The sequence below is a fragment of the Bradyrhizobium hipponense genome (assembly GCF_008123965.1).
Lineage (GTDB): Bacteria > Pseudomonadota > Alphaproteobacteria > Rhizobiales > Xanthobacteraceae > Bradyrhizobium > Bradyrhizobium hipponense.
This window is the reverse complement of record NZ_VSTH01000009.1, coordinates 23,528-45,626: the sequence shown is the minus strand read 5'-3', so window position 1 is coordinate 45,626 and position 22,099 is coordinate 23,528. Positions and strand designations below refer to the sequence as shown.

Below are 22,099 nucleotides of genomic sequence, written 5' to 3'. Positions count from 1 at the left end.
ATGACGCTGATCCCGACAGACCTGTCCGCCAACCGGATCTCGGACGTCGTGCGTGATCCCAACCGGGAGATCGCCGCGAGCTCGCGCGTCATCGACCTGTCGGTCGGTATCGTCGTCTGCATTCCCTGCTTTCGCCGCCCGCAGCATATGCGGCTGACGCTGGGGTCGCTTGCCAACCAGCGTACCCCGCGATCCTTCGCGGTCGTCATGGTCGAGAACGACGCGGCAGGGCGCGAGAGCGCGCCGGTCGCCGCGGAGTTTCTCGCTGCCGGAAAACTCCAGGGCATCTGCCTGGTCGAGCGGCGGCAGGGCAATTGCCAGGCGATCAACGCCGCGTTCGAGACGGCGCAGGCGCTGTTTCCCGCCGCGACCCGCTTCCTGATGATCGACGACGACGAGATTGCCTCGCCCGACTGGCTCGAGCTGATGGTTCGCACCTGTGAGGCGACCGGCGCCGACGTGGTCGGCGGACCGGTGCTGCCGGTGTTCGACGACGACAGCCAGCCATGGCTCGCGCGTCACCCGGCCTTCCGTCCCGCCTATGACTACAGCGGCGCGGTACCTCTGATTTATGGCTGCGGCAATTGCCTGATCACGCGCGCGGCGTTCGAGCGGTTCGATCGTCCCGCCTTCGATTTGCGCTTCAATTTCCTTGGTGGCGGCGACTGCGATTTCTTCGTGCGGTGCCGCGATGCCGGCATGATATTCCACTGGACGGCGGAAGCGGTCATCACCGAGACCGTACCGCAAAACCGCACCAGCCCCGGCTGGATCATGAGGCGTGGTCTGCGCATCGGCGCGATCAATTATCGCGTGCAGTACAAGGCCGCGCCAAGCACGGCGGCGCGGGCGTGGGTGTTTGCGCGAATGCTCGGACGGCTGCCGCTGTCGGTGGTTCGCGCGGCGCGCCTGCTGACATCGTCGAAAGCCGTCATCGCGATGCATCCCGTGATGGTCGCACTCGGCGCTGCGCTCGCGGCGTTCGGTGTCGAACCGAGGCCTTACGAAGCCTCGAAGATCGTGTCCTGACGCAGCGGACTAGATGCCAAAGCAGGCGAGGACGACCCTGATCGCGGCGCGCGGCAGCGATATGGGCGACAGCCGGCCGACCATTCCGAGATAGGCGAAGGCGTCACGATATCTGCCGAAGCGGATCGCCTGCATCGCCGAATAGGTGACGAGATGAATCTCGGCGGCCCGGCGCAGCCCGGCTGCCGCGCCTACGGGAAGTCTCGCCAGAATCAGCCCGTCATCGAAGATACGCGCGATCGCCGGGAAGAAATCCTGCGGCGTCCGCACCGCCGCATTCATGGTGTTGGCCGTGTGCAGGCGATAGTCGAGCAACAGCTTCGGTGCGAACTCGAACTCGCCGATCGCGGCAAGGCGGCACCAGCAATGCCAATCCTCGCAGTATCTGAGCGAGACGTCGAAGCCGCCGATGGCGCGAAAGGTGTCCGCACGTGCGAGCGCGATGCCGCCATTGACGATGAAGTTGCCGCTGGCGAGCCGTGCCAGCACGTCGCCGGACGGCTTGCGGCGACCCTTGAGGAGATCCCGCCGGCCGATTTGCCGTCCCTCGCTGTCGATCGTGTTGTAGTCGCCGTAGACGAGGACCGCGCGCGGGGCAGCGCGCGCCGCCGCGAGCAGCGCTGCCACCGCGCCGGGGCGCAGGCGGTCGTCGGCATCGAGGAACAGCAGCCATTCGCCGCTCGCGTGTCGGGCGCCGAGATTGCGGGCCGCCGACACGCCGGCGGAGTCGTTAGTCACCAGGTGCAGCCGCGGGTCGCGGATGGCTCGGACGATTGCGGTGGTATCGTCGGTTGAGCCGTCATCCACGACGATCACTTCGCTCACCTCGCCTTGTGCCAGTGCGCTGGCGAGGGTTTCGCCGACATAGGCCGCAACGTTCTTGGCGGGAATGACGACTGAGACTGACGCAACCGCGGTCACCGGCCGCGCGATTCGCGCGACTGTCGCTACGCGCCGGGCGGCCGATCCATCGAGTACATCGTCGGCGGTGATCAAGCTGCAGCTCGTCTTTAATGGTCTGTTAACCAGGTGCATCTGCCGCGCCGGCAATTGCCAGCGAATGCGGCTTCGGCCGTTGCAGATGATACCCGCATGACGACCAAATCGGTGCTGCGAAGGCCCGCATCGTGCCGGTTTCGTAGAATAGCGTTAAGCCGGTGACATTAGGCTGTGCGCGACTACGTCTGGACAATCTCGCGCTGGCACAGCAGGCGCTGCAATATTGCGAGATCTCGCGGAGCATCGTGCGGGAGCAGGCTGTATCGGGCAGCTCCGGCATCCTGGTTGACGGATGGTTAACGGGGATCGGCTAAGACCTGAAGCTTCCCCGGCTTATCGAACCGGCCTTGAGCCATGGATCGCAGCGCCACTGACATGACCGACGTTGAGGCCCGATCGTTCGGCCACGTGCTGCGCGATGGGCTTGCGAAGCTGAATGTCGTGCAGGCGGCGCGCTGCCTTGTCGCGGTCACCGCCCTGTTGCTGGTCCTGATTACGCTCGATCCCTTTCCGGACCTGCGCAGCGAGGCCATCGCCAACGTCGTCGGCGGCCGGATGGCGCTGAACTACATCTCCTTTGGATTGCTGGCTGCGGTCGCGGTGCTGTTCGCAATCGCCAGCGATGCGCCCTCGCTGAAGACCCTGGTCACCCCGCTGCACCTCTGCTTCATCGGCTGGATGCTGTTCAATGTCGTCTTCTCCGAGAGTCGCGAGGTGTCGATCCAGCGGTTGGTGCTGGCGGCCAGCGTGACCTCGCTCGCCGTCCTCTTGCCGCTGCTGCCGCCGACGCAGCGAAGCTTCAACCTGTGTCTTGGCGGTACCGCGCTCGTGCTGCTGGTGCTGTGCTATCTCGGCGTCATCCTCGCGCCGCAATATTCGATCCACACCGCGCTCGACATCACCGAGCCGCAGCTCGCGGGCGACTGGCGCGGCAGTTTCGGCCACAAGAACGTCGCCTCGCCCGTAATGACCATCCTGGTCTATGTCGGCATCTATCTCTGCGCCGTCGGCTCGTTCGTGATGGGGCCCGTGATCGCCGCGCTTGCCGGCATCTTCCTGATCTTCACCGGCGGCAAGACGTCGTCGGTGCTGTGCCTTGCGATCTACGCGCTGGCCTCGCTGGTCTACGTCACGCGTAGCCTCTGGCTGAAGCGGATCATCTGTTTCGTGCCGCTGATCGTGATGAACCTGCTGACCGTCGGCAGCGTCGTGAGCCCCGCACTCGGGGCCATGACGCGGCTGCTTCCTCTCGATGCCACCTTCACCGGCCGTTCCGCCATCTGGGAATTCGCACTCGCAGCCGTCGCCGAAAGGCCGGTCATCGGTCACGGCTATGCGGCCTTCTGGGACGACTTGACGGCACGGCAGACCACCCAGGGCGCCGAGTGGGCGACGAGCGCGGCACACAGTCACAACAGCTATCTCGACCTTGCGGTCACCATCGGCCTGCCGGGGCTGGTCCTCGTCATCCTCATCTTCGTTCTCGCTCCGCTCAAGAATTTCCAGGCGGCCCAGGCTCACAATCGCAGCGGCGCACTGGGAAAGCTGTTCCTGACCGTGTGGCTGTTTGGCCTGTACTACGGGACGACCGAAACCTTCCTGCTCGAACGGCAGAATCCGATCTGGTTCATGTTTGCGCTCGCGGTGGCGGGGTTGCACTTCCTGGCCAGGTTCCAATGCGTCGATCCAATGGAACCGGACCGCTGACAGGTTGCCGCAGCCGCACGTTTCATAGCGGCACACGAAGGACAGCATGATTTAACGATAAGCAGCGACGCAACTTGTGGTCTGCGGCAAAACATAATCTACCTGGAAAAGTTCAGTAACTGTACGCGGATGACCTTTCTCAGCTTTGAGCAACTAGATGATCGGGTGTCCAGCACGCGGAGGATCTCGATCGATTTCACCCGTGACTGGCGACAGGCAGCGTCGCGCCTGAACGATGGCCATCGCACTGCGTTTCAGCATGGTTACTGGCTCAGCGCCTGGTACGAGGCGTTTGAAGGTATCGAGCCGCTGATCGCCGTGATCTCCGATGCCGCGACCGGCAAGGACGTCGCGATGGTGCCGATGATCAGCCACACGCGGCGGAGCATTCGCGTCGTCGAGTTCGCCGATCTCGACGTCTCCGACAACAACGCGCCGATCCTTGCGCGCGACGCCGGGTTCGATGCCACCGATATGCGTGCAATCGGCCTGGCTCTGGTCGAAGGGTTGCGGGCCTTGCCCGACCGCTTCGATCTGTTGCGCCTGAAGAAGATGCCGGCCCATGTCGGTGGCAAGCCGAACCCGCTGGTGTCGCTCGGCCGTATCGGATCCTGCTCGCTCAACGGCAATGTCGTGCTGACGGGCGACAACTATGCGGATTATCAGGCGTCGCTCAGGCGTCTGCAGCTGCCGCGGTGCTGGCGCGTCTTCAGCCGTCCTGGCAGCGCGCGGTTCGAGATCGCCACCGATGCCGAGCGCGCGCGCGAATTTCTCGATGTGATGGACGTCCAGCAAGAAGAGCGGATGAGACAGCTCGGCTTTCGGTTCGTTCTGGACGACGATGCTCACGCCCGATTCTATCGCGAAGTGGCGCGCCAGGGTATCGCCGAAGGCTATGCCGTCGTCTCGGCGCTGGTCTGCGACAAGGGGATCGTTGCCACCACGTTCGGCGTCCGATACGGCGCGACCTATTTCCTGTTGCGCATCAGTCATTCCGGCAAGACCTGGGCGAACTTCTCTCCCGGGCTGCTCGCGACCGAACGCACCATGGCGGCGCTGCATGCGCAGGGCGTGCGCCGGTTCGATCTCAGCATCGGCAATCAGGACTACAAGCGCCGCCTCGGCGCGGAGCGGGTGCCGCTGACCGACGCCAGCGTCGCGCTGTCCTGGCGCGGCATGCCTTACGCCTGGCGCGACCATGCCGCGCAGGGACTGCGCCGCCATCCAAAACTCGCTGCGTTGGCGGCGCGCGCGATGGGCAGGACCACGCCATAAAGCGCGCAAAGCCCCGGATTGCAGCGGTCATTCGACTATCGCAATCGTTGTGCTAGTGTAGCTTTCGCTGCCCGGAGGCGACATGAAAGATCGTTCGGCAAAATATCGTGCCTTCTATGCGCAGTTGATCTGCGCCGCGGCCAGGACCACGGATCCCCGTATCGAGCAGGCCTTTCGCACGGTCGAACGCGAGCCCTTCGTCGGCCCAGGGCCGTGGTCGATCTCGGTTGGCGGTCACCCTTATGTCGCGACGCCGGACGATGATCCCGCCTTCATCTATCAAAACACGTTGCTGGCGCTCGATAGCACACGTGGTCTCAATATCGGGATGCCCGGTGCGCACGCTTATTGGCTCAGCGGGTGTGCTGTGAGGGAAGGCGAGACGGTGCTCCAGATAGGTGCTGGCAGCGGCTATTATACCGCAATTCTCGCGCATCTCGTGGGAGCTGGCGGCCGTGTCCATGCCTATGAAATCGACCAACGCCTGGCGGCACTCGCGCGCGACAATCTAAAGGATATCGCGCAGGTCGAGCTGCATGAGCGCTCGGGAATTGCGTCCGATCTGCCAAGCGTGGACGTCATCTATGTCTGTGCGGGCGCGGCGCGGCCAGCTCCGGAATGGCTCGGGGCGTTGCGGCCCGGCGGCCGTCTGGTGTTTCCACTGGCGCCCGAGGGTGTGCACGGCGGCATGTTGATGCTCACGCGTCCGCAAGAGGGGCCGGTCTGGCCTGCCAAGTTTCTCGGCCGGGCCCAGTTCATCGGCTGCGCGGGACTGCAGGATGCGGATGCCGCCCGGCGATTGACCGAGGCGTTCGCGAAAGGATGGGACAGCGTGCAGTCATTGCGGACAGGGGACGCGCCCGACGAGACGTGCTGGTTTGCCGGTGAGGGTTGGTGGCTTTCGACGGCGCCTGCGCCGTCACCGACGAATCCCGTCCGGCCCCACGCCGACATCATGCAGGCCTGACGTTCGGCGTAACGCGTCCCGAGACTCCGCGTGCTCGGTGCGCCGTACCCCGTTCGCCTTCGTTCGTCATTTTGCGAGATTTGCGCAAAAGTCATCCAGCAACGCGCGGCCCTGCGGCCAATCGCCCAACCCGCTTGATGCGTTGATGTGGCCGAGCGCTTCGACCACCTTCAATCCGGACCGCCATTCGTCCGCGCGCCGCCGCGCAACCTCGAGCGTGCTGTAGGGATCGTCCGTGCTTGCGATGATCAGCGATGGGAATTGCAGCGGTCTTGTCGGAACGGACTTGAACGAGCCGGCTGCTGCGGGAAACCGGGCGCAGTCCGGGTCGGGGACAGACACCAGGAATGCTCCGGCAATCGTCGATCGGGTGCATGCCGCCCAATGCGCGACGAGCAGGCAAGCCAGGCTGTGCGCGACGAGGACGGGCGGTTTCGCGTAGCTCCCGACCGCTCGCTCCAGGGATTGCGTCCAGTCATCAAGCTCCGGCTCATCCCAGCTCGCCGGCTGAAATCGCGCGAAGCGCGTGTCCGCCCCTTCCCAGGCCGTCTGCCAGTGGGTGTCTCCGGAGCCTCCGATGCCGGGCAGGGTGATCATTTTGCGCATGCGTATCTCGTGATATTCGGGATGACGATGCAGTGTGATCGATCCGGGTCATGGATCACATGGCGAGTCATCGGCGGAAACGGTCATTTGCCGATAATCTCAAGGTCGAATGGAGAAATTCGCTTGGATCGTTCAGGGAGCATAGACGGCAAGGATCTGAGGATCCTGGAGGCGCTCCAGGCGAATGCGCGTGTGCCTTTGTCCGAGCTTGGCCGTTCGGTGGGATTGTCCCAGCCGGCGGTCTCCGAGCGCGTCAAGCGCCTCGAGGAGGCCGGCATCATTGAAGGCTATGGCGCCAGGATCAACCCGCGAGCGCTGGGGCTCGGCCTGATGGCACTGATACGGCTGCGAACCTCGCACGAGCACATCAAGACCTGCCTGAAGAAGTCGGTGAGATTCCTCACATCGTCGAAGTCCACCGGGTGACGGGCGAGGATTGCTTCGTGCTCAAGGTGCTCGTGCCGGCGCCGGAGGACTTGGAAACAATCGTGGACCGAATTGCTGGCTTTGGTGCCGTCACAACATCGCTCGTGCTGCGGAGCGAGCCGGTGCGGCCGATCGGTCGTGAACTCATCAAGAAGGCTGACTAGCCCAGGGCGGTCGCGTCCCGGCGCGCAGGTTTCACGATCCGGTGCACCCGGCGCAGTGGAAGCGGCCGCGCGAGGCGCGGAACAGGCTGCGGCAGTACCAGCGCCGCGCCAGCGCCTGAGCTGGCCTGCGGATCATCTGCGCGATCAAGAGGATTTCGAAGGCCATACGCGTTGCTCCTGCAACGTTAGATAGGGCGGCATTCCCACAAGAGAATGCCGCCCAAATCGCATCAGCCATGCAGTCGATCGTGAAGTTTAACCGTGAAGCTCAGCCATGAAGTTTAGCCATGTAGTTTTTTGGCGGTCTCGGCGATCGCGCGCCCCTGATAGCGCGCACCCGCAAGCTCGTTGGCGCTGGGCTGGCGGCTGCCGTCGCCGCCGGTGATCGTGGTGGCGCCGTAGGGCGCGCCGCCGGTCACTTCATCGAGCTTCATCTGGCCGGCAAAGCCATAGTTCATGCCGACTACGACCATGCCGAAATGCAAGAGGTTGGTGATGATCGAGAACAGCGTCGTCTCCTGGCCGCCATGCTGGGTCGCGCTCGCCGTGAAGGCGCCACCGACTTTGCCGTGCAGTGCGCCCTTGGCCCAGAGCCCGCCGGCCTGATCGAGGAAATTCGCCATCTGCGAGGCCATCCTGCCGAAACGGGTGCCGGTACCGACGATGATCGCGTCGTAGTTGGTGAGGTCCTCGATCTTGGCGACCGGCGCGGCCTGGTCGACCTTGTAGTACGAGGCCTTGGCGACCTCTGGCGGAACGAGCTCGGGCACGCGCTTGATGTCGACGAGGGCGCCGGCTTCGCGTGCGCCTTCGGCAACCGCATTCGCCATCGCTTCGATGTGGCCATAGGCGGAATAATAGAGGACGAGAACTTTGGTCATGGATGGTCTCCGTTGTCTGGTCGAGTTGCTCGGTGATTGGATCGTCATGCCCGGGCATAGCCGTCCGAAGGACGGCGTCGCTTCCGCTCGCCTATGCCCGGGCATCCATGTTCTTGTTTGCTTGTGGAGAGGCGTGGATGGCCGGGACAAGCCCGGTCATGACGGTGTGCTTTACGCTGCGTCGACGAGCACGAGCTCGGAATCTTCCAGAGCCGTGATCTTCAGCCTGTCTTCGTCGCGGATCGCGGCGCCGTCGCGGGCGTTCACGCGCACGCCGTTGATCTCGACCGCACCTGCCGCGGGCACCAGGTAGAGATAGCGCGACTTTTGCGACTCGTACTCCGCGCTCTCGCCGGCCTTGAGCGTGGTTGCCAGCACGCGCGCGTCGGCGCGGATCGGCAGCGCGTCCCTGTCGTTCTCGTCGCCGCTTGCGATGGTGACGAGCTTGCCTGAGCGGTCCGCCTTCGGGAACGGCTTCGAGCCCCAGGTGGGTTGGCCGCCCCGCGCCGCAGGCTCAATCCAGATCTGGAAGATCCGGGTCTTAGTCGGCTCGAGATTGTACTCGGAGTGGCGGATGCCGCTGCCGGCACTCATCACCTGCACGTCGCCGGCTTCGGTCCGGCCCTCGTTGCCGAGGCTGTCCTGATGGGTGATCGCGCCCTCGCGCACATAGGTGATGATTTCCATGTTGGCGTGGGGATGAGCGGGAAATCCGGTGTTCGGCGCGATCTCGTCGTCGTTCCACACCCGCAAGGCGCCGTGACCCATATTGTTCGGGTCATAATGGCTGGCGAAGGAGAAATGATGCTTGGCCTTGAGCCAGCCGTGGTCGGCACCGCCGAGCTTTGCGAAAGGTCTGAGTTCGATCATCTGCGTGGTCCTTATTTGAACGGGTGAGGCCCGGATCAGGCGCCAAAACCGCCGTCGACGTTGAGCACGGTGCCGGTGACGAAGGAGGCTTCCGGGCTCGCCAGGAAGACCACGCCGGCTGCGACTTCCTCGGGACGGCCGAAGCGTTCGAGCGCATGCTGCTTGCGCTGGGTCTCGGCGAATTCGCCGCCGTCCTTCGGATTCATGTCGGTATCGATCGAGCCGGGCTGCACCACGTTGACGGTGATGCCGCGGGGGCCGAGATCGCGAGCCGCGCCCTTGGTGTAGCCGACCACGGCCGCCTTGGTGGCGACGTAGTCGGCGAGCCCCGGGAACGAGGCACGGTCGGCTAGCATCGAGCCGACGGTGACGATGCGGCCGCCTTCACCCATCAGCTGCGAGGCGGTGCGGATCGCCGCGATCACGCCATGCACGTTGATCGCATCCTGGCGGGCGAGGGCTTCCGTGTCGGCATTGGCATCGTCGATCGCGCCGCCTGCGGCGACACCGGCATTGTTGACGAGGATGTCGAGATGGCCGAATTCCTTCGCAACGTCCTTGACGAGTTGCGTCACGTCCTTGGCGGAGGCCTGGTCGGCCTTGAACGCGCGTGCCTTCACGCTCTTGGCCTTCAGTTCGGCAACGACGGCTTCCGCCTTTTCGGGCGATGCGACATAGCTGATGGCGACATCGGCGCCTTCATCGGCGAGTGCGCGGGCGGACGCCGCACCGATGCCGCGCGAGCCGCCGGTGACGAAGGCAACCTTGCCTGAGAGCTTCTTGGTCATTGGATTTCTCCATTCCCTGGAATTGCGATTGCCCTTGGATAAGGCTCCGTCCGTGGTATAGAAATAGAAACTGTTGAAACGCATTGTTTCCTTAAATCGACCTATCGGACCGGCTCTCATGGCAAAACTCCCCGATTTCGAGGCGCTCGCGGTTTTCGCAAAAGTCGTGGAGTTACGGTCGTTTGCGGCGGCCGCCAGCGAGCTCGTGATGTCGAAAGCCACAGTGTCCAAGGCGGTGACCCGGCTGGAGGAGCGGCTCGGCGCCCGGCTGTTCAACCGCACCTCCCGCCGACTCGCGTTGACCGATGCCGGGCACAAGCTCGCCGAACGCGCGACGCGTCTGCTCGCCGACGGTGAGGCGGCGGAGAACGAGGCGCTGGCGCAATCGGTGGCGCCGCGGGGGCTGGTGCGGCTCGCGGTGCCCATGACCTTCGGAGTGAAGGCCGTGGCGCCATTGCTGCCGGAGTTTTTCGAGGCCTATCCGGACGTCTCGGTCGATCTGCACTTAAGCGATGCGACCGTCGATCTGATCGGCGAGGGCTTTGACATGGCGGTGCGGATTGCGCGGCTGCCGGATTCGTCGCTGATCGCGCGGCGGCTCTTCACCATGCCGCGCTACACGGTGGCCGCGCCGTCCTATCTCAAGCGTCACGGCCGGCCGACGCATCCGATGCATCTGGCCGAGCACAAATGCTTCGCCTACGCTTATCTCTCTACGCCGAATGTCTGGCACTACACCAATGCGGCCGGCGAGCAGGCCAGCGTACGTCCGGGTGGACAGCTTCGCGTCAATAATGGTGAAGCGGTGATGCCGGCTCTGATCGCGGGCCTCGGCATTGCCGAGCTCCCCGAATTCATCGTCGGCGAAGCGATCGCCTCCGGCCAGGTCGAAGTGATTCTGAAGGACTGGAAGCAGGCCGAAGGCGCCGTGCACCTGGTGACGCCGCCCGGCGGCCCGCGGCCTGCACGCGTCGAGGCGCTCGGCGATTTTCTCGCCGCGAAATTGCCGGATACGTGCAAACGGCGGCCTAAGAAGGTTGCAAAAGTGCCGTGACTTTCCTCGGTAGGCACGACGCGTTCCCTGCAAAATCTCGCTAGCCTATCCTCAGAATGACAATTGTAGGGCAAAGCGTAGCGTGCCCACCATTCGGGCGAAGAAGATCGCAATGCCTCAGTATCGTCGAGCCAAAGGCAGCATATTCTTCTTCACGGTTGTGCTTGCCGACCGATCAAGCACTCTGCTCGTGGATCACGTTGACCGCCTGAGACAAAACTACCGAACAATTCAGCAGCGACGTCCGTTCGAAACCGTGGCGGTTTGTGTCCTACCCGATCATCTTCACGCCATTTGGGCCCTTCCAGAGGATGATCTCGATTTTTCGTCACGGTGGAATTTGATCAAGGGCGGCTTTTCGCGAGGCCTGGAGACGGGACCACGCACGACCAGCAAATTGAGAAAGCGCGAAAAAGGCATCTGGCAGCGGCGCTTCTGGGAGCATGCAATCCGCAATGACGCGGACTTGGAACGCCACGTTGACTACATTCACTTCAACCCCGTGAAGCACGGCCTCGTCTCACGTGTGCGCGATTGGTCCTTCAGCAGCTTCCATCGCTACGTCGATCAAGGCACCCTTCCCGTAGATTGGGGAGGAGATATGCGGGATACTCCGGGGCAGTTTGGCGAATGATGGTGGGCACGCTTCGCTTTGCCCACCCTACTGGATCTCGCTAGGAGACTTTCACGCCGTCGCTGGCGACAATTCGCAAGGCCGGCTTCCTCCTCCAGCTGCGTCTTCAATTCATGAACACGCGGGTCGGTCGAGCGCCTCGCGCAAACTGCATATTGATCGCAGCGGTGAAGAAGATCGGCAAGGTGGAATAAGTTCCTGCCGAGCTTTCACAATTTTTTGTTGGTCCAGAACCAGCTCGCGTCTCATTGATTGACAAGTATTCGAGAGAATCGAGAAGGATCGGTATATGCGAACAGAGCGGATCGCGCTGGGTGTGGCGCTTGCGATCGGCGGCATCGTGGCGCAGAGCGCGGCGTCCGCCGAAGAATATCGCGGCACGATGGAACAGCAGATGGCCTGCACACCGGATGTGTGGCGCCTGTGCAGCGACCAGATTCCGGATGTGAATCGTATCGTGGCCTGCTTGCAACAGAACACGCCGCAGCTCTCCAGTGGTTGCCGCGCGGTGTTCCAGTCCCACAATCAGGTGCAGCCACAGCCGCCGGTCCCGCGCAATCGCGCCGCGCCGCCCCCGCGCTACAACGCTGCGCCTCCGCCGCCCGCACCGCGGCCCTATGATGAAGACGATTAGCCGACTTACGGCCTGATCTCGCAGACGTCGACCCATTCAGCCACGGTCAGTTCGGCCATCCGCTCGGGCGTGATGCGCACGGCGCTGTGGGTCGAGCCTGCGGCCGGCACCACGATGTCGAACGCCTTCAGCGACACGTCGCAATAGATCGCCAGCGGCGTCTTCAGCCCGAACGGGCAGACGCCGCCGACCTCGTGGCCGGTGATCTCCGCGACCTCTTCCAGCCCGAGCATCTTCGGCTTGCCGCCGAATGCCGCCTTGACCTTCTTGTTGTCCATCCGCGAGGTGCCGGCGGCAACTATGAGAATGACGCGCTCGCCGATCCGCAACGACAGCGTCTTGGCGATCCGCCCGGGCTCGACGCCATAGGCTTCGGCGGCCAGCGCCACGGTCGCGGAGCTGATCGGCGATTCAATGACGGATATATCGGGGGCTTTCTCGGCGAAGAAATCGCGAACGGATTGCAGGCTCATTCTAAGCGGCTCATTCCAAACTCACGTGCGGGCGGAGATCTCGGGCAGCTCGGAGAGTGCGTGGACGCGATGGTCCGGCGCAAACCCGAGCTCATCCATCTGAGTGCGGATCGCCTTGAACAGGGTTAGCGGTGCCATGAGTTCGTTTTCGACGCAAGCCAGCGCCATCGCCTCCGGCGTGACACGCTCGATCCAGGCGACGTTCAATCCGAACGATTTCGCGCCGGCTACGTCCCAGGGATTGGAGGAGACGAACAGAACCTCCTCCGGTGCGGTGCCGAGCACCTCGCCGATCAGCGCATAGGCTTCGGGAGAAGGCTTGAAGATCTTCTTCGCATCGACGCTGATGGTGGCGTCGAGCAGGCGATCGAGACCGGTGTTGCACACGAGCGCATTCAGCATGTCCGGGCTGCCATTGGACAGAATGGCGAGCTTTCGCGGCTTCAGGGCTGCAAGCGTGCTTGCGGCATCCGGATAGAGATCGAGATGCAAATATTTTTCGATCACACGTTCGAAGATCTCGCTCTCATAGGCGAGCCCAAGCACGCGCAGCGTATAGGCGAGCGAGTCGCGCGTGACCGCAGCAAAGTCCTGGTAGCGCTGCATCAGCGAGCGCAACCAGGTGTATTCGAGCTGCTTGATGCGCCAGATCTGCGTGATGATCTCGCCATAGCCCGGAAACGCATCCTCGGTGATCTCTGCGACCGACTGGATGTCGTAGAGCGTTCCATAGGCGTCGAAAACGACGGCTTTGATCATCACGTTGGTCCCTCGGTCAAATCCCCAAAAGCTTGCGCGCGTTGGCCTTGAGCACCTTTGGCCGGATCTCGTCGCGGATCTCGATCTTGGCGAAATCCACGAGCCAGCGGTCCGGCGTGATCACCGGCCAGTCCGATCCGAACAGCATCTTGTCCTGGAGGATCGAGTTGATATAGCGCACCAGGATCGGCGGGAAATATTTCGGCGACCAGCCGGACAGGTCGATATAGACGTTCGGCTTGTGGGTGGCGACCGACAGCGCCTCCTCCTGCCAGGGGAAGGAGGGGTGGGCGAGGATCATCTTGAGATCGGGGAAATCCGCCGCCACGTCGTCCATGTACATCGGGTTGGAATATTTCAGCCGCATCCCCATGCCGCCGGGCATGCCGCTTCCGACGCCGGTCTGGCCGGTGTGGAATAGCGCGATCGCGCCGCCATTGTTGATCTCTTCATAGAGCGGATAGGCCATGCGGTCGTTGGCGTAGAAGCCCTGCATGGTCGGGTGGAATTTGAAGCCGCGGACGCCGTATTCCTCGATCAGCTTGCGCGCCTCGCGCGCGCCGAGCTTACCCTTGTGCGGATCGATCGAGACGAAGGGGATGAGGACGTCGAGATGGTCGGAGGCGACCTCCAGCATCTCGTAATTGTTGTAGCGGCGGAAGCCGGTCTCGCGCTCGGCATCGACCGGGAAGATCACCGCGGCGATGTTCTTGGAACGGTAATAGGCCGCGGTCTCCGGCACGGTCGGCGGGTGCTTGTTCGGCGATTTGAAATACTCCGCCATCTGCGCCTGGAAGTCGTCATAGCCGTCGTCAGCATGGCAGCCGCAGGGCTCCTCGGCATGGGTATGGATGTCGATCGCCACAACGTCGTCGATGTTCGGCAGCTTCAGCTTCGGCATTGGTGTCCTCCCGACGGGTTGCCAAATTGATTATAGGATATAACGAAATTGGCAAGGCTCGACTGACATGGCTCGGCTGACAAGGCTCGGCTGTCGCGAGCGGCGCGGTGGCGATGGGGCCTTCAGCCCTATCCCGAGGATAATCGGCTGGGAGGGGGCCGTTTGCATTGACATGCGGTCCCGCCATGCCTTAGAAACCGCCCCGTCCCGGGCGGTCGTCCGCCGGCGGGGTAAATCGCATTTTGCCACATTCGCGCGTGCCGAAACGGTAGTGCCGAACACGGCCTTTCGAACGTTCAGGATTCTGCCATGAAGGTCCGTAACTCGCTGAAATCACTGCGTGGCCGCCACCGCGCCAACCGCCTTGTCCGCCGCAAGGGCCGGGTCTACGTGATCAACAAGGTGCAGCGCCGCTTCAAGGCTCGCCAGGGCTGATTTCGGCCTGATCCCTGCCGGACGCCCAAGCGCGCCCCGCAAGACCACGGTCTCACACGAGTTTGACGCCGTCCCTGCTTTGCAAGGGCGGCTTTACGCGTTTAGACTTTCACCATGGCAGTAAGATTCCTATTCGCGCCTACCCTGTGCCTGGCCCTTGTCCTGGGAACCGCCGGCATTGCTCCGGCCCTGGCGCAGGTTGATCCGCCGGCCCCGCCTGGCACGCAGAAAAAGATCCCCGAGGCACCGGCCAAGCTTCCCAAGGTCGACCGCACCAAGAATCTGGATTTCCTGTTCGGCGCGCTGAAGGCCGCCCCTGACGAAGCCAGCGCCAAGCATGTCGAGGCGCGGATCTGGGCGATCTGGATCCACACCCCGAGCGACACCGCGGCGCTGCTGATGTCGCGGGCCAAGACGGCGGTCGACGCGCAGAAGATCGACGTCGCCATCAAGCTTCTGGATTCCGTCATCAAGCTGCGGCCCGATTATATCGAGGCCTGGAACCGGCGCGCGACCCTCTACTACATGCAGAACGACTACGGCCGCTCGCTGGCCGATATCCAGCAAGTGCTGGCCCGGGAACCGCGCCATTTCGGCGCGCTCGCAGGCCTCGGCATGATCATGCAGGAGGTCGGGGACGAGAAACGTGCACTCGAGGCCTACCGCAAGGCGCTCGCCGTCAATCCGCATCTCGACAAGATTCCCGACCAGGTCAAATCCTTGACCGAGAAGGTCGAAGGCCGCGACATCTAGCGTATAACTCGATCATCTTTCGATCGATTGCGACGCGCGGCGATTAACTACGATCGCATGCCTCGCGCTGCAGGGGCTATTGCGCTGGCAAGGCGAGGCCTAACTGCATGGCAGGAGCAAAGCCATGAAGCGTTTGATCTTTGCAGGTAGCTTGCTGTTGGCGTCGGGGACAGTGAGCCTCGCCGACGGGCTATTCTGGGTGGTCGGCAACCGCGCCACCGGCAAATGCAACATCGTGACCAGCAATCCCGTGATCGCGGGCGACGTCTGGTTCGGCGACGGTCCCTACAAATCAAGAGCCGATGCCAAGCTTGCCCGCTCGACCATCCGCGCCTGTCCCGCGGTGGGTCCCGACGACGAAAAGGACGAGGACGGTACGAATTAGTCGTCCGCGTCCTAATGCAGGACGCTGCTGCCGCGCTCGGTGAGGCCCTGATCGGCAGCTGCGGCGTAAGCCCTTACGAGCTCCGCCTCGAGATGCTCGTTGATCAGCAGCAGCGCCCGCACGGCTCCGCGCAGGTCGCCGCTACAGCTCGCGACGATCTCGTCGATGGCAGTGTCTTTCGATCTCAAGCTCATCAAAATCCTCCGGTTCAAACCAGGACAAATCCTGCCGGTCTTTCCCACATCCCCAGAAGGTTGCGAGGAGGATCGGCGCCCACCCGGGCCTAGATGGCAGAATCGACCGTGGCGATTATATGGAGGCCCCGATGACGACTGCATGAAGCTGGTCCGGGGCTTGCGCATCGCCAAAAGTATCGTTGATTTCATTGCGTTTTTGCGGATTGAGATTATGCACATATCCACAGCCCCAGCCCTTTCCGTGGAAACGCTGGAGCGAAACTGCCGTGTGGCAAGGTCCGTAGCTGGCATGTGCCCTGGATTGTCCGGACTCTCTCCATGATCGTGATGTCAGTCGTGACCGCGCTGGTTTTGCTGGCGCTGGCCACGCAGGCCGGTGTCGTTGCCGTGCAACGCGCCTTTCCACCGCAGGGCCAGATGATCGAGGTTGACGGCGCGACGCTGCATGTCGTCGATCTCGGCCCGCGCGACGCAGGCCCGCCCATCGTGATGTTGCATGGCGCGAGCTCCAATCTCGAAGCGATGCGCCGCCCGCTCGGCGATCTCCTGGCCAAGAATCATCGTGTTATCCTGTTCGACCGTCCCGGCCATGGCTGGAGTACGCGGGCGCGACGGCAGGATTCGACGCCGCAGATCCAGGCGCGGATGATCGGCGAGGCGCTCGCCAAGCTCGGCATCGCGCGCGCGATCGTGGTCGTGCATTCCTGGAGCGGGGCACTCGGGGCGCGGCTGGCGCTCGATCATCCGGATCGGGTCGCGGGCCTCGTGATGCTGGCGCCGGTCACGCATCCCTGGCGCGGCGGCGTTGGCCGCTACAACGAGATCATCGCAACGCCTGTGGTCGGTCCGCTGCTCGCCTACACCGTCACCTTGCCGCTTGGATATCTCCTCGCCGAGCCCGGCGCGCGCGACGTGTTCCTGCCGCAGGTCATGCCGGACGGCTTCGTGAAGGAGTCCGCGACGCCGCTGCTGCTGCGCCCGCGCGAGTTCATCGCCAATGCCTATGACCTGGTGACGCTGAAGGAATCAGTCGCCGCGCAAGTTGCGCGTTACGGCGAGATCACAGTGCCGGTCACGATCATCGCCGGCGAGCCGGACAAGACCGTGTCGACCAACATTCATGCCCGTCCGTTTGCGGCATTGGTGCGGAATGCAAAGCTGATCGTGCTGCCCGATCTCGGCCACATGGTGCAGATCGCGGAGCCGGGTCTCGTGAAGACTGAAATCGAGACGATGATCGGCATAATCGTCCCAGTGCAGGCGGCCGCCGATTAGCGGCCGCCTTGCCAGCGCTTACTGCTTGACCTTGCCGTCCTTGTCGAACTGCGAGACGTAGGCCCACAGATTGTTGATCTCGGTCTCGTTCTTGATGCCGGCGAATGCCATCTTGGTGCCGGGGATCTTGGCTTTGGGATCCTTGATGTATTCCTTGAACACCGCCTCGTTCCATGTGATGCCGGAATTCTTGTTCGCGTCGGAATAGTTGTAGTCCGGCGCAGTGCCGGACTTGCGGCCGTCGAGGCCGTTGAGCTCGGGGCCGACCTTGTTCTTGGCGCCTTCGCCGATCGCATGGCAGGCCAGGCATTTGTTGAACGACGATTTGCCGGCCGCGACATCCTGCGCCATCGCAGTGGAGGCCGTGGCAGTCACGGTGAGGATCATCAGTGCGCCAAAAGTCAGTTTTTTCATCGGGTGCTCTTCGTCTCTTCCCTGGTGGGTCTAGCCTGGTCAGTCCCTTGCCGGACGGCAACCGTCGGGCCTGCCGCTTTTGGCATGGCCCGCTCGGCTTGGACAAGCCACGAAACCATGACAGGTTTCACGACTTCCTACTTGTCCCAGAGCGAACTCGCCTGGGATGGTCGATCCGACTTTCGGATGGCCTACCCAAACCACCGCGGACGTGGTTGATTTGCCGCGACAAAATCGATCGTGCGGCGCGAGTCGGAAGGATATGTCAGGATGGATGTGCTATGGCCATCATGATGCCTGCCAGCGACCAGGCAGTGCTCACGCGCCGTGCGGAGATCGTCGCCGCACTGCGCGCGATCGTGCCCGGCGAAGGCGTGATCGACAGCGCCGCGGAGATGCGGGCCTATGAATCCGACGGGCTGACCGCCTATCGGCAGCCGCCGATGGTCGTGGTGCTGCCGGATACGACCGAGCAGGTCTCGCTCATCCTGAAATATTGTGCCGGGCAGGGCATCAAGGTGGTGCCGCGCGGCTCCGGGACCTCGCTGTCCGGCGGCGCGCTGCCGCTGGAAGACGGCGTGCTGCTGGGCCTCGGCAAGTTCAAGCGCATCCGCGAGATCGATTTCGACAATCGCGTCGTCGTCACCGAGCCCGGCGTCACTAACCTTGCCATCAGCCAGGCCGTCGCGCATGCCGGGTTCTACTACGCGCCCGATCCGTCCTCGCAAATCGCCTGCTCGATCGGCGGCAATGTCGCGGAAAATTCCGGCGGCGTGCACTGCCTGAAATACGGCATGACCACCAACAACGTGCTCGGCTGCGAGATCGTGCTGATGAGCGGCGAGATCCTGCGCATTGGCGGCAAGGGGTGCGAAAATCCCGGCTACGATCTGATGGGCGTCATCACCGGCTCCGAAGGCCTGCTCGGCGTCATCACCGAGATCACGGTGCGCATCCTGCAAAAGCCGGAGACGGCGCGCGCACTGATGGTCGGTTTCGCGCAGGTGGAAGCGGCCGGGGAATGCGTCGCGCGCATCATCGGCGCGGGCATCATTCCCGGCGGCATGGAGATGATGGACAAGCCCGCTATCCACGCCGCGGAGGCCTTCGTCCATGCCGGATATCCGCTCGATGTCGAGGCGCTGCTGATCATCGAGCTCGACGGCCCCAAGATCGAGGTCGACGAGTTGATCAGCCGCGTCGAGGCCATCGCCAATGGCTGCGGCTCGACCACCTGCCAGATCTCGACGTCGGAGGCGGAGCGCAATCTGTTCTGGGCGGGCCGCAAGGCGGCGTTTCCGGCTGTGGGCCGCATCTCACCCGACTATCTCTGCATGGACGGCACCATTCCCCGCGGCGCACTGCCAAAGGCGCTGGCGCGCATCCGCGAGCTGTCGGAAAAATACCAGCTCGGCTGCGCCAACGTGTTCCACGCCGGCGACGGCAATCTGCATCCGCTGATCCTCTACGATGCCAACAAGCCCGGCGAGATCGAGCGCGCCGAAGCCTTCGGCGCCGACATCCTGCGCGCCTGCGTCGAGTTCGGCGGCGTGCTCACCGGCGAGCATGGCGTCGGCATCGAGAAGCGCGACCTGATGCCGGAGATGTTCAGCGAAATCGACTTGAACCAGCAGCAGCGGCTCAAATGCGCCTTCGATGCGCAGGGCCTGCTCAACCCCGGAAAAGTGTTTCCGACGCTGCACCGCTGCGCCGAGCTCGGCCGCATGCATGTGCACGCGGGCAAGCTGGCGTTTCCAGATATTCCGCGGTTTTAGCGACAACCGCTGCACCTTCGCTGCAATGCGCCAAATTTGATTTCCGTTGTAAACTCCATTACCGGCACAGTCGTGGATACGCTTAGAGTACGAGACGCCAAAGACGTCGAAGAGGCGGTGCGCGCGGCGATTGCCAATGAGCAGCCGCTCGAGATCATCGGTCATGGCACCAAGCGCGGTATCGGCCATGCGATGGCGACCAACGCCGTGCTCGACGTCTCCGCGCTGAGCGCTGTGACCTCGTATGAACCGAACGAACTGATCATCACGCTTCAGGCCGGCGCGCCCTTGGCCGACGTGCTGTCGCTGATCGATTCCAAGAACCAGCAATTCGCCTTCGAGCCGATGAGCACGGCGCCGCTCTTGGGCACGCCCGCGCTCGGAACCATCGGCGGCATGATCGCCGCGGGACTGGCGGGGCCGCGGCGCATCAAGGCTGGCGGGGCGCGCGATCATCTGCTCGGGGCGCACGCTGTCTCGGGCTTCGGCGACAGCTTCAAGACCGGCGGCAAGGTGGTGAAGAACGTCACCGGCTACGATCTGTGCAAGCTGCTGGCGGGCTCCTGGGGCACGCTGGCGGTCATGACCGAGGTTACGCTGAAGGTGATGCCGAAGCCGGAAGCTGAGCGGACGCTGCTGCTGCGCGGGCTCGACGATGCCGCGGCCAACAAGGCGATGACCGCGGCACTCGGCTCGCCCTTCGACGTCTCTGCCGCCGCGCATCTGCCGAAATCGGCGTTCCGGGCCACGACGGAAGGGCTCGGCGACATCGCAGGCGAGGGCGAGGCGCTGACCGTGCTGCGGCTCGAGGGGATCACGGCCTCCGCCGCCCATCGCGCCGGCTCGTTGCTCGAATTGCTGGCGCCGTTCGGAACCGCGACGCTGGTCGAGGATGCCGCGTCTTCGGCGCTGTGGGCCACCATCCGCGATGTCCTGCCGTTCGCGGCCAGCCGCGCGCTGGGCGCCTGGCCGGTCTGGCGGATCGTCTGCCCGCCCGCATCAGGCGCGGCGCTCGGCACGCAATTGGCGCGCGAGACCGGCGGCGAGTTGATCTACGATTGGGGCGGCGGCTTGATCTGGGCGGCGCTGCCGCCGAAAGGAGATGCGCATGCCCCCGCCGTGCGTATGCGCGCGGGCGCCGTCGGTGGGCATGCCATGCTGATCCGGGCGGCCGAGGACGTCAGGCACAGTGTCGATGTCTTCCATCCGCAAGCTCCGGGGATTGCCGCTCTGAGTGAGCGGGTCCGCGCCGGGTTCGATCCGAAGACCATCCTCAACCGGGGACGGCTGATGCGGGGCCCTGCGGCATGAAGACCGAATTCTCACTCGCGCAGCTCGCCGATCCCGACATCGCGGAAGCCGACAAGATCCTGCGCGCCTGTGTCCATTGTGGCTTCTGCACCGCAACCTGTCCAACCTATGTGCTGCTCGGCGACGAGCTCGATAGCCCGCGCGGCCGCATCTACCTGATGAAGGAGATGCTGGAGAAGGACCAGGCACCGACGTCGGAGGTAGTGAAACACATCGATCGCTGCCTGTCGTGCCTTGCCTGCATGACGACCTGCCCCTCAGGGGTGAACTACATGCACCTCGTCGACCAGGCCCGGGTCAGGATCGAGCAGCGCTATCAGAGGCCGCTTGCCGAGCGGCTGCTGCGACAGGTGCTGGCATTCGTCCTGCCGGACCCGCAGCGCTTTCGCGCCAGCATGCGGCTGGCGCGGCTGGCCCGTCCGCTTGCCGTATTCCTGCCGACGCCGCGGCCGTCGGCCACGCCCGGCCTGATCGAGCGCATCAAGGCAATGCTGGCATTGGCCCCGAGCCACCTGCCGTCGCGGGGCCCTGCCGCGGGCAGCGTGTTCGCGGCGCTCGGCAAGAAGCGTGGCCGGGTCGCGCTGTTGCAAGGCTGCGCCCAGCAGGTCCTGGCGCCGCGTATCAACCAGGCCGCCATCAACCTGCTCACCCGCCACGGCATCGAGGTCGTGCTGGTCAAGGACGAGCAATGCTGCGGCGCGCTGACCCACCACCTCGGCAACGACCACGATGCGCTCGCCCGCGCCCGTGCCAACGTCGCGGCGTGGCGGGCAGAAGCGGCAGGCGAGGGCCTCGACGCCATCCTGGTAACGGCCTCCGGCTGCGGCACGGTGATCAAGGATTACGGCTATCTGCTGCGCGAGGATCGCACGTTCGCAGCCGATGCAGCGCAGGTCTCCGCACTCGCCAAGGACATCACCGAATACGTCGCCGGACTGGGCCTCGCACCGACGACGCGACACGACAACATCGTCGTCGCCTATCACTCCGCTTGTTCGTTGCAGCACGGGCAGAAAATCACGACGCTTCCGAAAGAATTGCTTTCCAAGAATGGATTCGTGGTGAAAGATGTCCCGGAGAGCCATTTGTGTTGCGGTTCGGCGGGGACTTACAACATTCTCCAGCCCGACCTTGCGGGCAGGTTGCGCGATCGCAAGGTCGCCAACATCGCGAGCGTCAAGCCGGACATGATTGCCGCGGGCAATATCGGCTGCATGGTGCAGATTGCCAGCGGTACGTCAGTTCCGGTCGTGCACACGATTGAGCTTCTCGATTGGGCTACGGGCGGCTCGCGGCCGGCATCGAATTCGTCGAGCGGCGCTGCGTCCGGCGGTGACGGCTGAAGGCGCCCGATCGACCATTGATTGGCGGCAACAGGAGGACCACG

At 63.8% G+C, this 22,099-nt stretch carries 25 protein-coding genes and 1 pseudogene; 15 read left to right on the top strand and 11 right to left on the bottom strand.

Features of this window, described 5'->3' with window-relative positions; translation table 11 throughout:
* A complete protein-coding gene (locus FXV83_RS01375; protein ID WP_148737043.1) occupies nt 1-1,029 on the top strand; it encodes a glycosyltransferase family 2 protein in 1,029 nt (342 codons plus the stop codon).
* Nucleotides 1,030-1,038: 9 nt separating this feature from the next.
* On the opposite strand, the gene FXV83_RS01370 is transcribed toward FXV83_RS01375, so the two are convergent.
* Complete coding sequence (locus FXV83_RS01370; RefSeq protein ID WP_187435577.1) at nt 1,039-2,025, bottom strand: glycosyltransferase; 987 nt, start codon at nt 2,023-2,025, stop codon at nt 1,039-1,041.
* A gap of 357 nt (nt 2,026-2,382) precedes the next feature.
* Between FXV83_RS01370 and FXV83_RS01360 the strand changes: the two genes are divergently transcribed.
* The 3 genes from FXV83_RS01360 to FXV83_RS01350 all read left to right on the top strand — a co-directional run bounded on the left by FXV83_RS01360 (nt 2,383) and on the right by FXV83_RS01350 (nt 5,977).
* Nucleotides 2,383-3,735, top strand: coding sequence for an O-antigen ligase family protein (locus FXV83_RS01360; protein ID WP_148737017.1), 1,353 nt, complete (start codon nt 2,383-2,385; stop codon nt 3,733-3,735).
* Nucleotides 3,736-3,864: 129 nt separating this feature from the next.
* Nucleotides 3,865-5,010: a GNAT family N-acetyltransferase gene (locus FXV83_RS42345; protein ID WP_187435576.1), complete on the top strand. Its 1,146-nt coding sequence runs from the start codon at nt 3,865-3,867 to the stop codon at nt 5,008-5,010.
* 82 nt (nt 5,011-5,092) lie between these two features.
* On the top strand, nt 5,093-5,977 hold the full coding sequence (locus FXV83_RS01350; protein WP_148737015.1) for a protein-L-isoaspartate O-methyltransferase family protein: 885 nt from the start codon (nt 5,093-5,095) through the stop codon (nt 5,975-5,977).
* A 66-nt stretch (nt 5,978-6,043) separates the two neighbouring features.
* Here the strand turns inward: FXV83_RS01350 and FXV83_RS01345 are convergent, their stop codons facing one another.
* The gene (locus tag FXV83_RS01345; protein WP_148737013.1) at nt 6,044-6,583 is read right to left on the bottom strand and encodes an RBBP9/YdeN family alpha/beta hydrolase; all 540 of its coding nucleotides are present in this window, start codon (nt 6,581-6,583) and stop codon (nt 6,044-6,046) included.
* A gap of 123 nt (nt 6,584-6,706) precedes the next feature.
* On the opposite strand from FXV83_RS01345, the pseudogene FXV83_RS01340 reads away from it, so the two are divergent.
* Nucleotides 6,707-7,173, top strand: a pseudogene (locus FXV83_RS01340) (Lrp/AsnC family transcriptional regulator).
* 31 nt (nt 7,174-7,204) lie between these two features.
* On the opposite strand, the gene FXV83_RS44855 reads toward FXV83_RS01340, so the two are convergent.
* The 4 genes from FXV83_RS44855 to FXV83_RS01325 form a co-directional block, all read right to left on the bottom strand.
* On the bottom strand, nt 7,205-7,339 hold the full coding sequence (locus FXV83_RS44855; RefSeq protein WP_256469770.1) for a hypothetical protein: 135 nt from the start codon (nt 7,337-7,339) through the stop codon (nt 7,205-7,207).
* A 115-nt stretch (nt 7,340-7,454) separates the two neighbouring features.
* Nucleotides 7,455-8,054 carry an NAD(P)H:quinone oxidoreductase gene (gene wrbA, locus FXV83_RS01335; RefSeq protein WP_148737011.1) on the bottom strand — a complete coding sequence of 200 codons (600 nt, stop codon included), beginning with the start codon at nt 8,052-8,054 and terminating at the stop codon, nt 7,455-7,457.
* Between the two features lie 171 nt (nt 8,055-8,225).
* Entirely contained in the window at nt 8,226-8,924 is a 699-nt protein-coding gene (locus FXV83_RS01330) for a pirin family protein (RefSeq protein WP_148737009.1), read from the bottom strand.
* A gap of 35 nt (nt 8,925-8,959) precedes the next feature.
* The gene (locus tag FXV83_RS01325) at nt 8,960-9,712 is read right to left on the bottom strand and encodes an SDR family NAD(P)-dependent oxidoreductase (RefSeq protein ID WP_148737007.1); all 753 of its coding nucleotides are present in this window, start codon (nt 9,710-9,712) and stop codon (nt 8,960-8,962) included.
* Nucleotides 9,713-9,830: 118 nt separating this feature from the next.
* On the opposite strand from FXV83_RS01325, the gene FXV83_RS01320 reads away from it, so the two are divergent.
* From FXV83_RS01320 to FXV83_RS01310, 3 genes are all read left to right on the top strand, one after another.
* A complete protein-coding gene (locus tag FXV83_RS01320) occupies nt 9,831-10,766 on the top strand; it encodes a LysR family transcriptional regulator (protein ID WP_148737005.1) in 936 nt (311 codons plus the stop codon).
* 112 nt (nt 10,767-10,878) lie between these two features.
* Nucleotides 10,879-11,400, top strand: a complete 522-nt coding sequence (locus FXV83_RS01315; RefSeq protein ID WP_148737003.1) for an REP-associated tyrosine transposase — start codon at nt 10,879-10,881, stop codon at nt 11,398-11,400.
* Nucleotides 11,401-11,689: 289 nt separating this feature from the next.
* Entirely contained in the window at nt 11,690-12,034 is a 345-nt protein-coding gene (locus FXV83_RS01310; RefSeq protein ID WP_148737001.1) for a hypothetical protein, read from the top strand.
* A 5-nt stretch (nt 12,035-12,039) separates the two neighbouring features.
* Here the strand turns inward: FXV83_RS01310 and FXV83_RS01305 are convergent, their stop codons facing one another.
* From FXV83_RS01305 to FXV83_RS01295, 3 genes are read right to left on the bottom strand one after another with little or no spacing between them, the layout of a single operon-like run.
* Nucleotides 12,040-12,507 (bottom strand): YbaK/EbsC family protein, encoded by a 468-nt coding sequence (locus FXV83_RS01305; protein ID WP_148736999.1) that lies wholly within the window; start codon nt 12,505-12,507, stop codon nt 12,040-12,042.
* 21 nt (nt 12,508-12,528) lie between these two features.
* Nucleotides 12,529-13,269 carry a haloacid dehalogenase type II gene (locus tag FXV83_RS01300; RefSeq protein WP_148736997.1) on the bottom strand — a complete coding sequence of 247 codons (741 nt, stop codon included), beginning with the start codon at nt 13,267-13,269 and terminating at the stop codon, nt 12,529-12,531.
* A gap of 13 nt (nt 13,270-13,282) precedes the next feature.
* Nucleotides 13,283-14,167, bottom strand: coding sequence for an amidohydrolase family protein (locus FXV83_RS01295; protein WP_148736995.1), 885 nt, complete (start codon nt 14,165-14,167; stop codon nt 13,283-13,285).
* Between the two features lie 309 nt (nt 14,168-14,476).
* Between FXV83_RS01295 and ykgO the strand changes: the two genes are divergently transcribed.
* The 3 genes from ykgO to FXV83_RS01280 all read left to right on the top strand — a co-directional run bounded on the left by ykgO (nt 14,477) and on the right by FXV83_RS01280 (nt 15,740).
* Nucleotides 14,477-14,602, top strand: a complete 126-nt coding sequence (gene ykgO, locus FXV83_RS01290; protein ID WP_006611362.1) for a type B 50S ribosomal protein L36 — start codon at nt 14,477-14,479, stop codon at nt 14,600-14,602.
* A 114-nt stretch (nt 14,603-14,716) separates the two neighbouring features.
* Nucleotides 14,717-15,355 (top strand): tetratricopeptide repeat protein, encoded by a 639-nt coding sequence (locus tag FXV83_RS01285; protein WP_148736993.1) that lies wholly within the window; start codon nt 14,717-14,719, stop codon nt 15,353-15,355.
* A 124-nt stretch (nt 15,356-15,479) separates the two neighbouring features.
* Nucleotides 15,480-15,740: a hypothetical protein gene (locus FXV83_RS01280; protein ID WP_148736991.1), complete on the top strand. Its 261-nt coding sequence runs from the start codon at nt 15,480-15,482 to the stop codon at nt 15,738-15,740.
* An 11-nt stretch (nt 15,741-15,751) separates the two neighbouring features.
* Here FXV83_RS01280 and FXV83_RS01275 read toward each other — a convergent pair whose 3' ends face one another.
* Nucleotides 15,752-15,934, bottom strand: a complete 183-nt coding sequence (locus FXV83_RS01275; protein WP_148736989.1) for a hypothetical protein — start codon at nt 15,932-15,934, stop codon at nt 15,752-15,754.
* A gap of 321 nt (nt 15,935-16,255) precedes the next feature.
* On the opposite strand from FXV83_RS01275, the gene FXV83_RS01270 reads away from it, so the two are divergent.
* Nucleotides 16,256-17,212, top strand: coding sequence for an alpha/beta fold hydrolase (locus FXV83_RS01270; RefSeq protein WP_187435575.1), 957 nt, complete (start codon nt 16,256-16,258; stop codon nt 17,210-17,212).
* Between the two features lie 18 nt (nt 17,213-17,230).
* Here FXV83_RS01270 and cycA read toward each other — a convergent pair whose 3' ends face one another.
* Entirely contained in the window at nt 17,231-17,626 is a 396-nt protein-coding gene (gene cycA, locus FXV83_RS01265) for a cytochrome c-550 CycA (RefSeq protein ID WP_148736985.1), read from the bottom strand.
* 281 nt (nt 17,627-17,907) lie between these two features.
* On the opposite strand from cycA, the gene FXV83_RS01260 reads away from it, so the two are divergent.
* The 3 genes from FXV83_RS01260 to glcF all read left to right on the top strand — a co-directional run bounded on the left by FXV83_RS01260 (nt 17,908) and on the right by glcF (nt 22,055).
* Nucleotides 17,908-19,401, top strand: a complete 1,494-nt coding sequence (locus tag FXV83_RS01260; RefSeq protein WP_148736983.1) for an FAD-linked oxidase C-terminal domain-containing protein — start codon at nt 17,908-17,910, stop codon at nt 19,399-19,401.
* 72 nt (nt 19,402-19,473) lie between these two features.
* A complete protein-coding gene (locus FXV83_RS01255; protein ID WP_148736981.1) occupies nt 19,474-20,712 on the top strand; it encodes an FAD-binding protein in 1,239 nt (412 codons plus the stop codon).
* Complete coding sequence (glcF, locus tag FXV83_RS01250) at nt 20,709-22,055, top strand: glycolate oxidase subunit GlcF (RefSeq protein ID WP_148736979.1); 1,347 nt, start codon at nt 20,709-20,711, stop codon at nt 22,053-22,055. The genes FXV83_RS01255 and glcF overlap by 4 nt, the downstream gene beginning before the upstream one ends.
* Nucleotides 22,056-22,099: the final 44 nt, after the last annotated feature.

Bases quoted from the DNA above. Each gene is read 5' to 3' on its own strand.
- FXV83_RS01375 (WP_148737043.1), top strand. From the start codon at position 1: ATGACGCTGATCCCGACAGACCTGTCCGCCAACCGGATCTCGGACGTC.
- FXV83_RS01360 (WP_148737017.1), top strand. From the start codon at position 2,383: ATGGATCGCAGCGCCACTGACATGACCGACGTTGAGGCCCGATCGTTC.
- FXV83_RS42345 (WP_187435576.1), top strand. From the start codon at position 3,865: ATGACCTTTCTCAGCTTTGAGCAACTAGATGATCGGGTGTCCAGCACG.
- FXV83_RS01350 (WP_148737015.1), top strand. From the start codon at position 5,093: ATGAAAGATCGTTCGGCAAAATATCGTGCCTTCTATGCGCAGTTGATC.
- FXV83_RS01345 (WP_148737013.1), bottom strand. From the start codon at position 6,583: ATGCGCAAAATGATCACCCTGCCCGGCATCGGAGGCTCCGGAGACACC.
- FXV83_RS44855 (WP_256469770.1), bottom strand. From the start codon at position 7,339: ATGGCCTTCGAAATCCTCTTGATCGCGCAGATGATCCGCAGGCCAGCT.
- wrbA (WP_148737011.1), bottom strand. From the start codon at position 8,054: ATGACCAAAGTTCTCGTCCTCTATTATTCCGCCTATGGCCACATCGAA.
- FXV83_RS01330 (WP_148737009.1), bottom strand. From the start codon at position 8,924: ATGATCGAACTCAGACCTTTCGCAAAGCTCGGCGGTGCCGACCACGGC.
- FXV83_RS01325 (WP_148737007.1), bottom strand. From the start codon at position 9,712: ATGACCAAGAAGCTCTCAGGCAAGGTTGCCTTCGTCACCGGCGGCTCG.
- FXV83_RS01320 (WP_148737005.1), top strand. From the start codon at position 9,831: ATGGCAAAACTCCCCGATTTCGAGGCGCTCGCGGTTTTCGCAAAAGTC.
- FXV83_RS01315 (WP_148737003.1), top strand. From the start codon at position 10,879: ATGCCTCAGTATCGTCGAGCCAAAGGCAGCATATTCTTCTTCACGGTT.
- FXV83_RS01310 (WP_148737001.1), top strand. From the start codon at position 11,690: ATGCGAACAGAGCGGATCGCGCTGGGTGTGGCGCTTGCGATCGGCGGC.
- FXV83_RS01305 (WP_148736999.1), bottom strand. From the start codon at position 12,507: ATGAGCCTGCAATCCGTTCGCGATTTCTTCGCCGAGAAAGCCCCCGAT.
- FXV83_RS01295 (WP_148736995.1), bottom strand. From the start codon at position 14,167: ATGCCGAAGCTGAAGCTGCCGAACATCGACGACGTTGTGGCGATCGAC.
- ykgO (WP_006611362.1), top strand. From the start codon at position 14,477: ATGAAGGTCCGTAACTCGCTGAAATCACTGCGTGGCCGCCACCGCGCC.
- FXV83_RS01285 (WP_148736993.1), top strand. From the start codon at position 14,717: ATGGCAGTAAGATTCCTATTCGCGCCTACCCTGTGCCTGGCCCTTGTC.
- FXV83_RS01280 (WP_148736991.1), top strand. From the start codon at position 15,480: ATGAAGCGTTTGATCTTTGCAGGTAGCTTGCTGTTGGCGTCGGGGACA.
- FXV83_RS01275 (WP_148736989.1), bottom strand. From the start codon at position 15,934: ATGAGCTTGAGATCGAAAGACACTGCCATCGACGAGATCGTCGCGAGC.
- FXV83_RS01270 (WP_187435575.1), top strand. From the start codon at position 16,256: ATGATCGTGATGTCAGTCGTGACCGCGCTGGTTTTGCTGGCGCTGGCC.
- cycA (WP_148736985.1), bottom strand. From the start codon at position 17,626: ATGAAAAAACTGACTTTTGGCGCACTGATGATCCTCACCGTGACTGCC.
- FXV83_RS01260 (WP_148736983.1), top strand. From the start codon at position 17,908: ATGGCCATCATGATGCCTGCCAGCGACCAGGCAGTGCTCACGCGCCGT.
- glcF (WP_148736979.1), top strand. From the start codon at position 20,709: ATGAAGACCGAATTCTCACTCGCGCAGCTCGCCGATCCCGACATCGCG.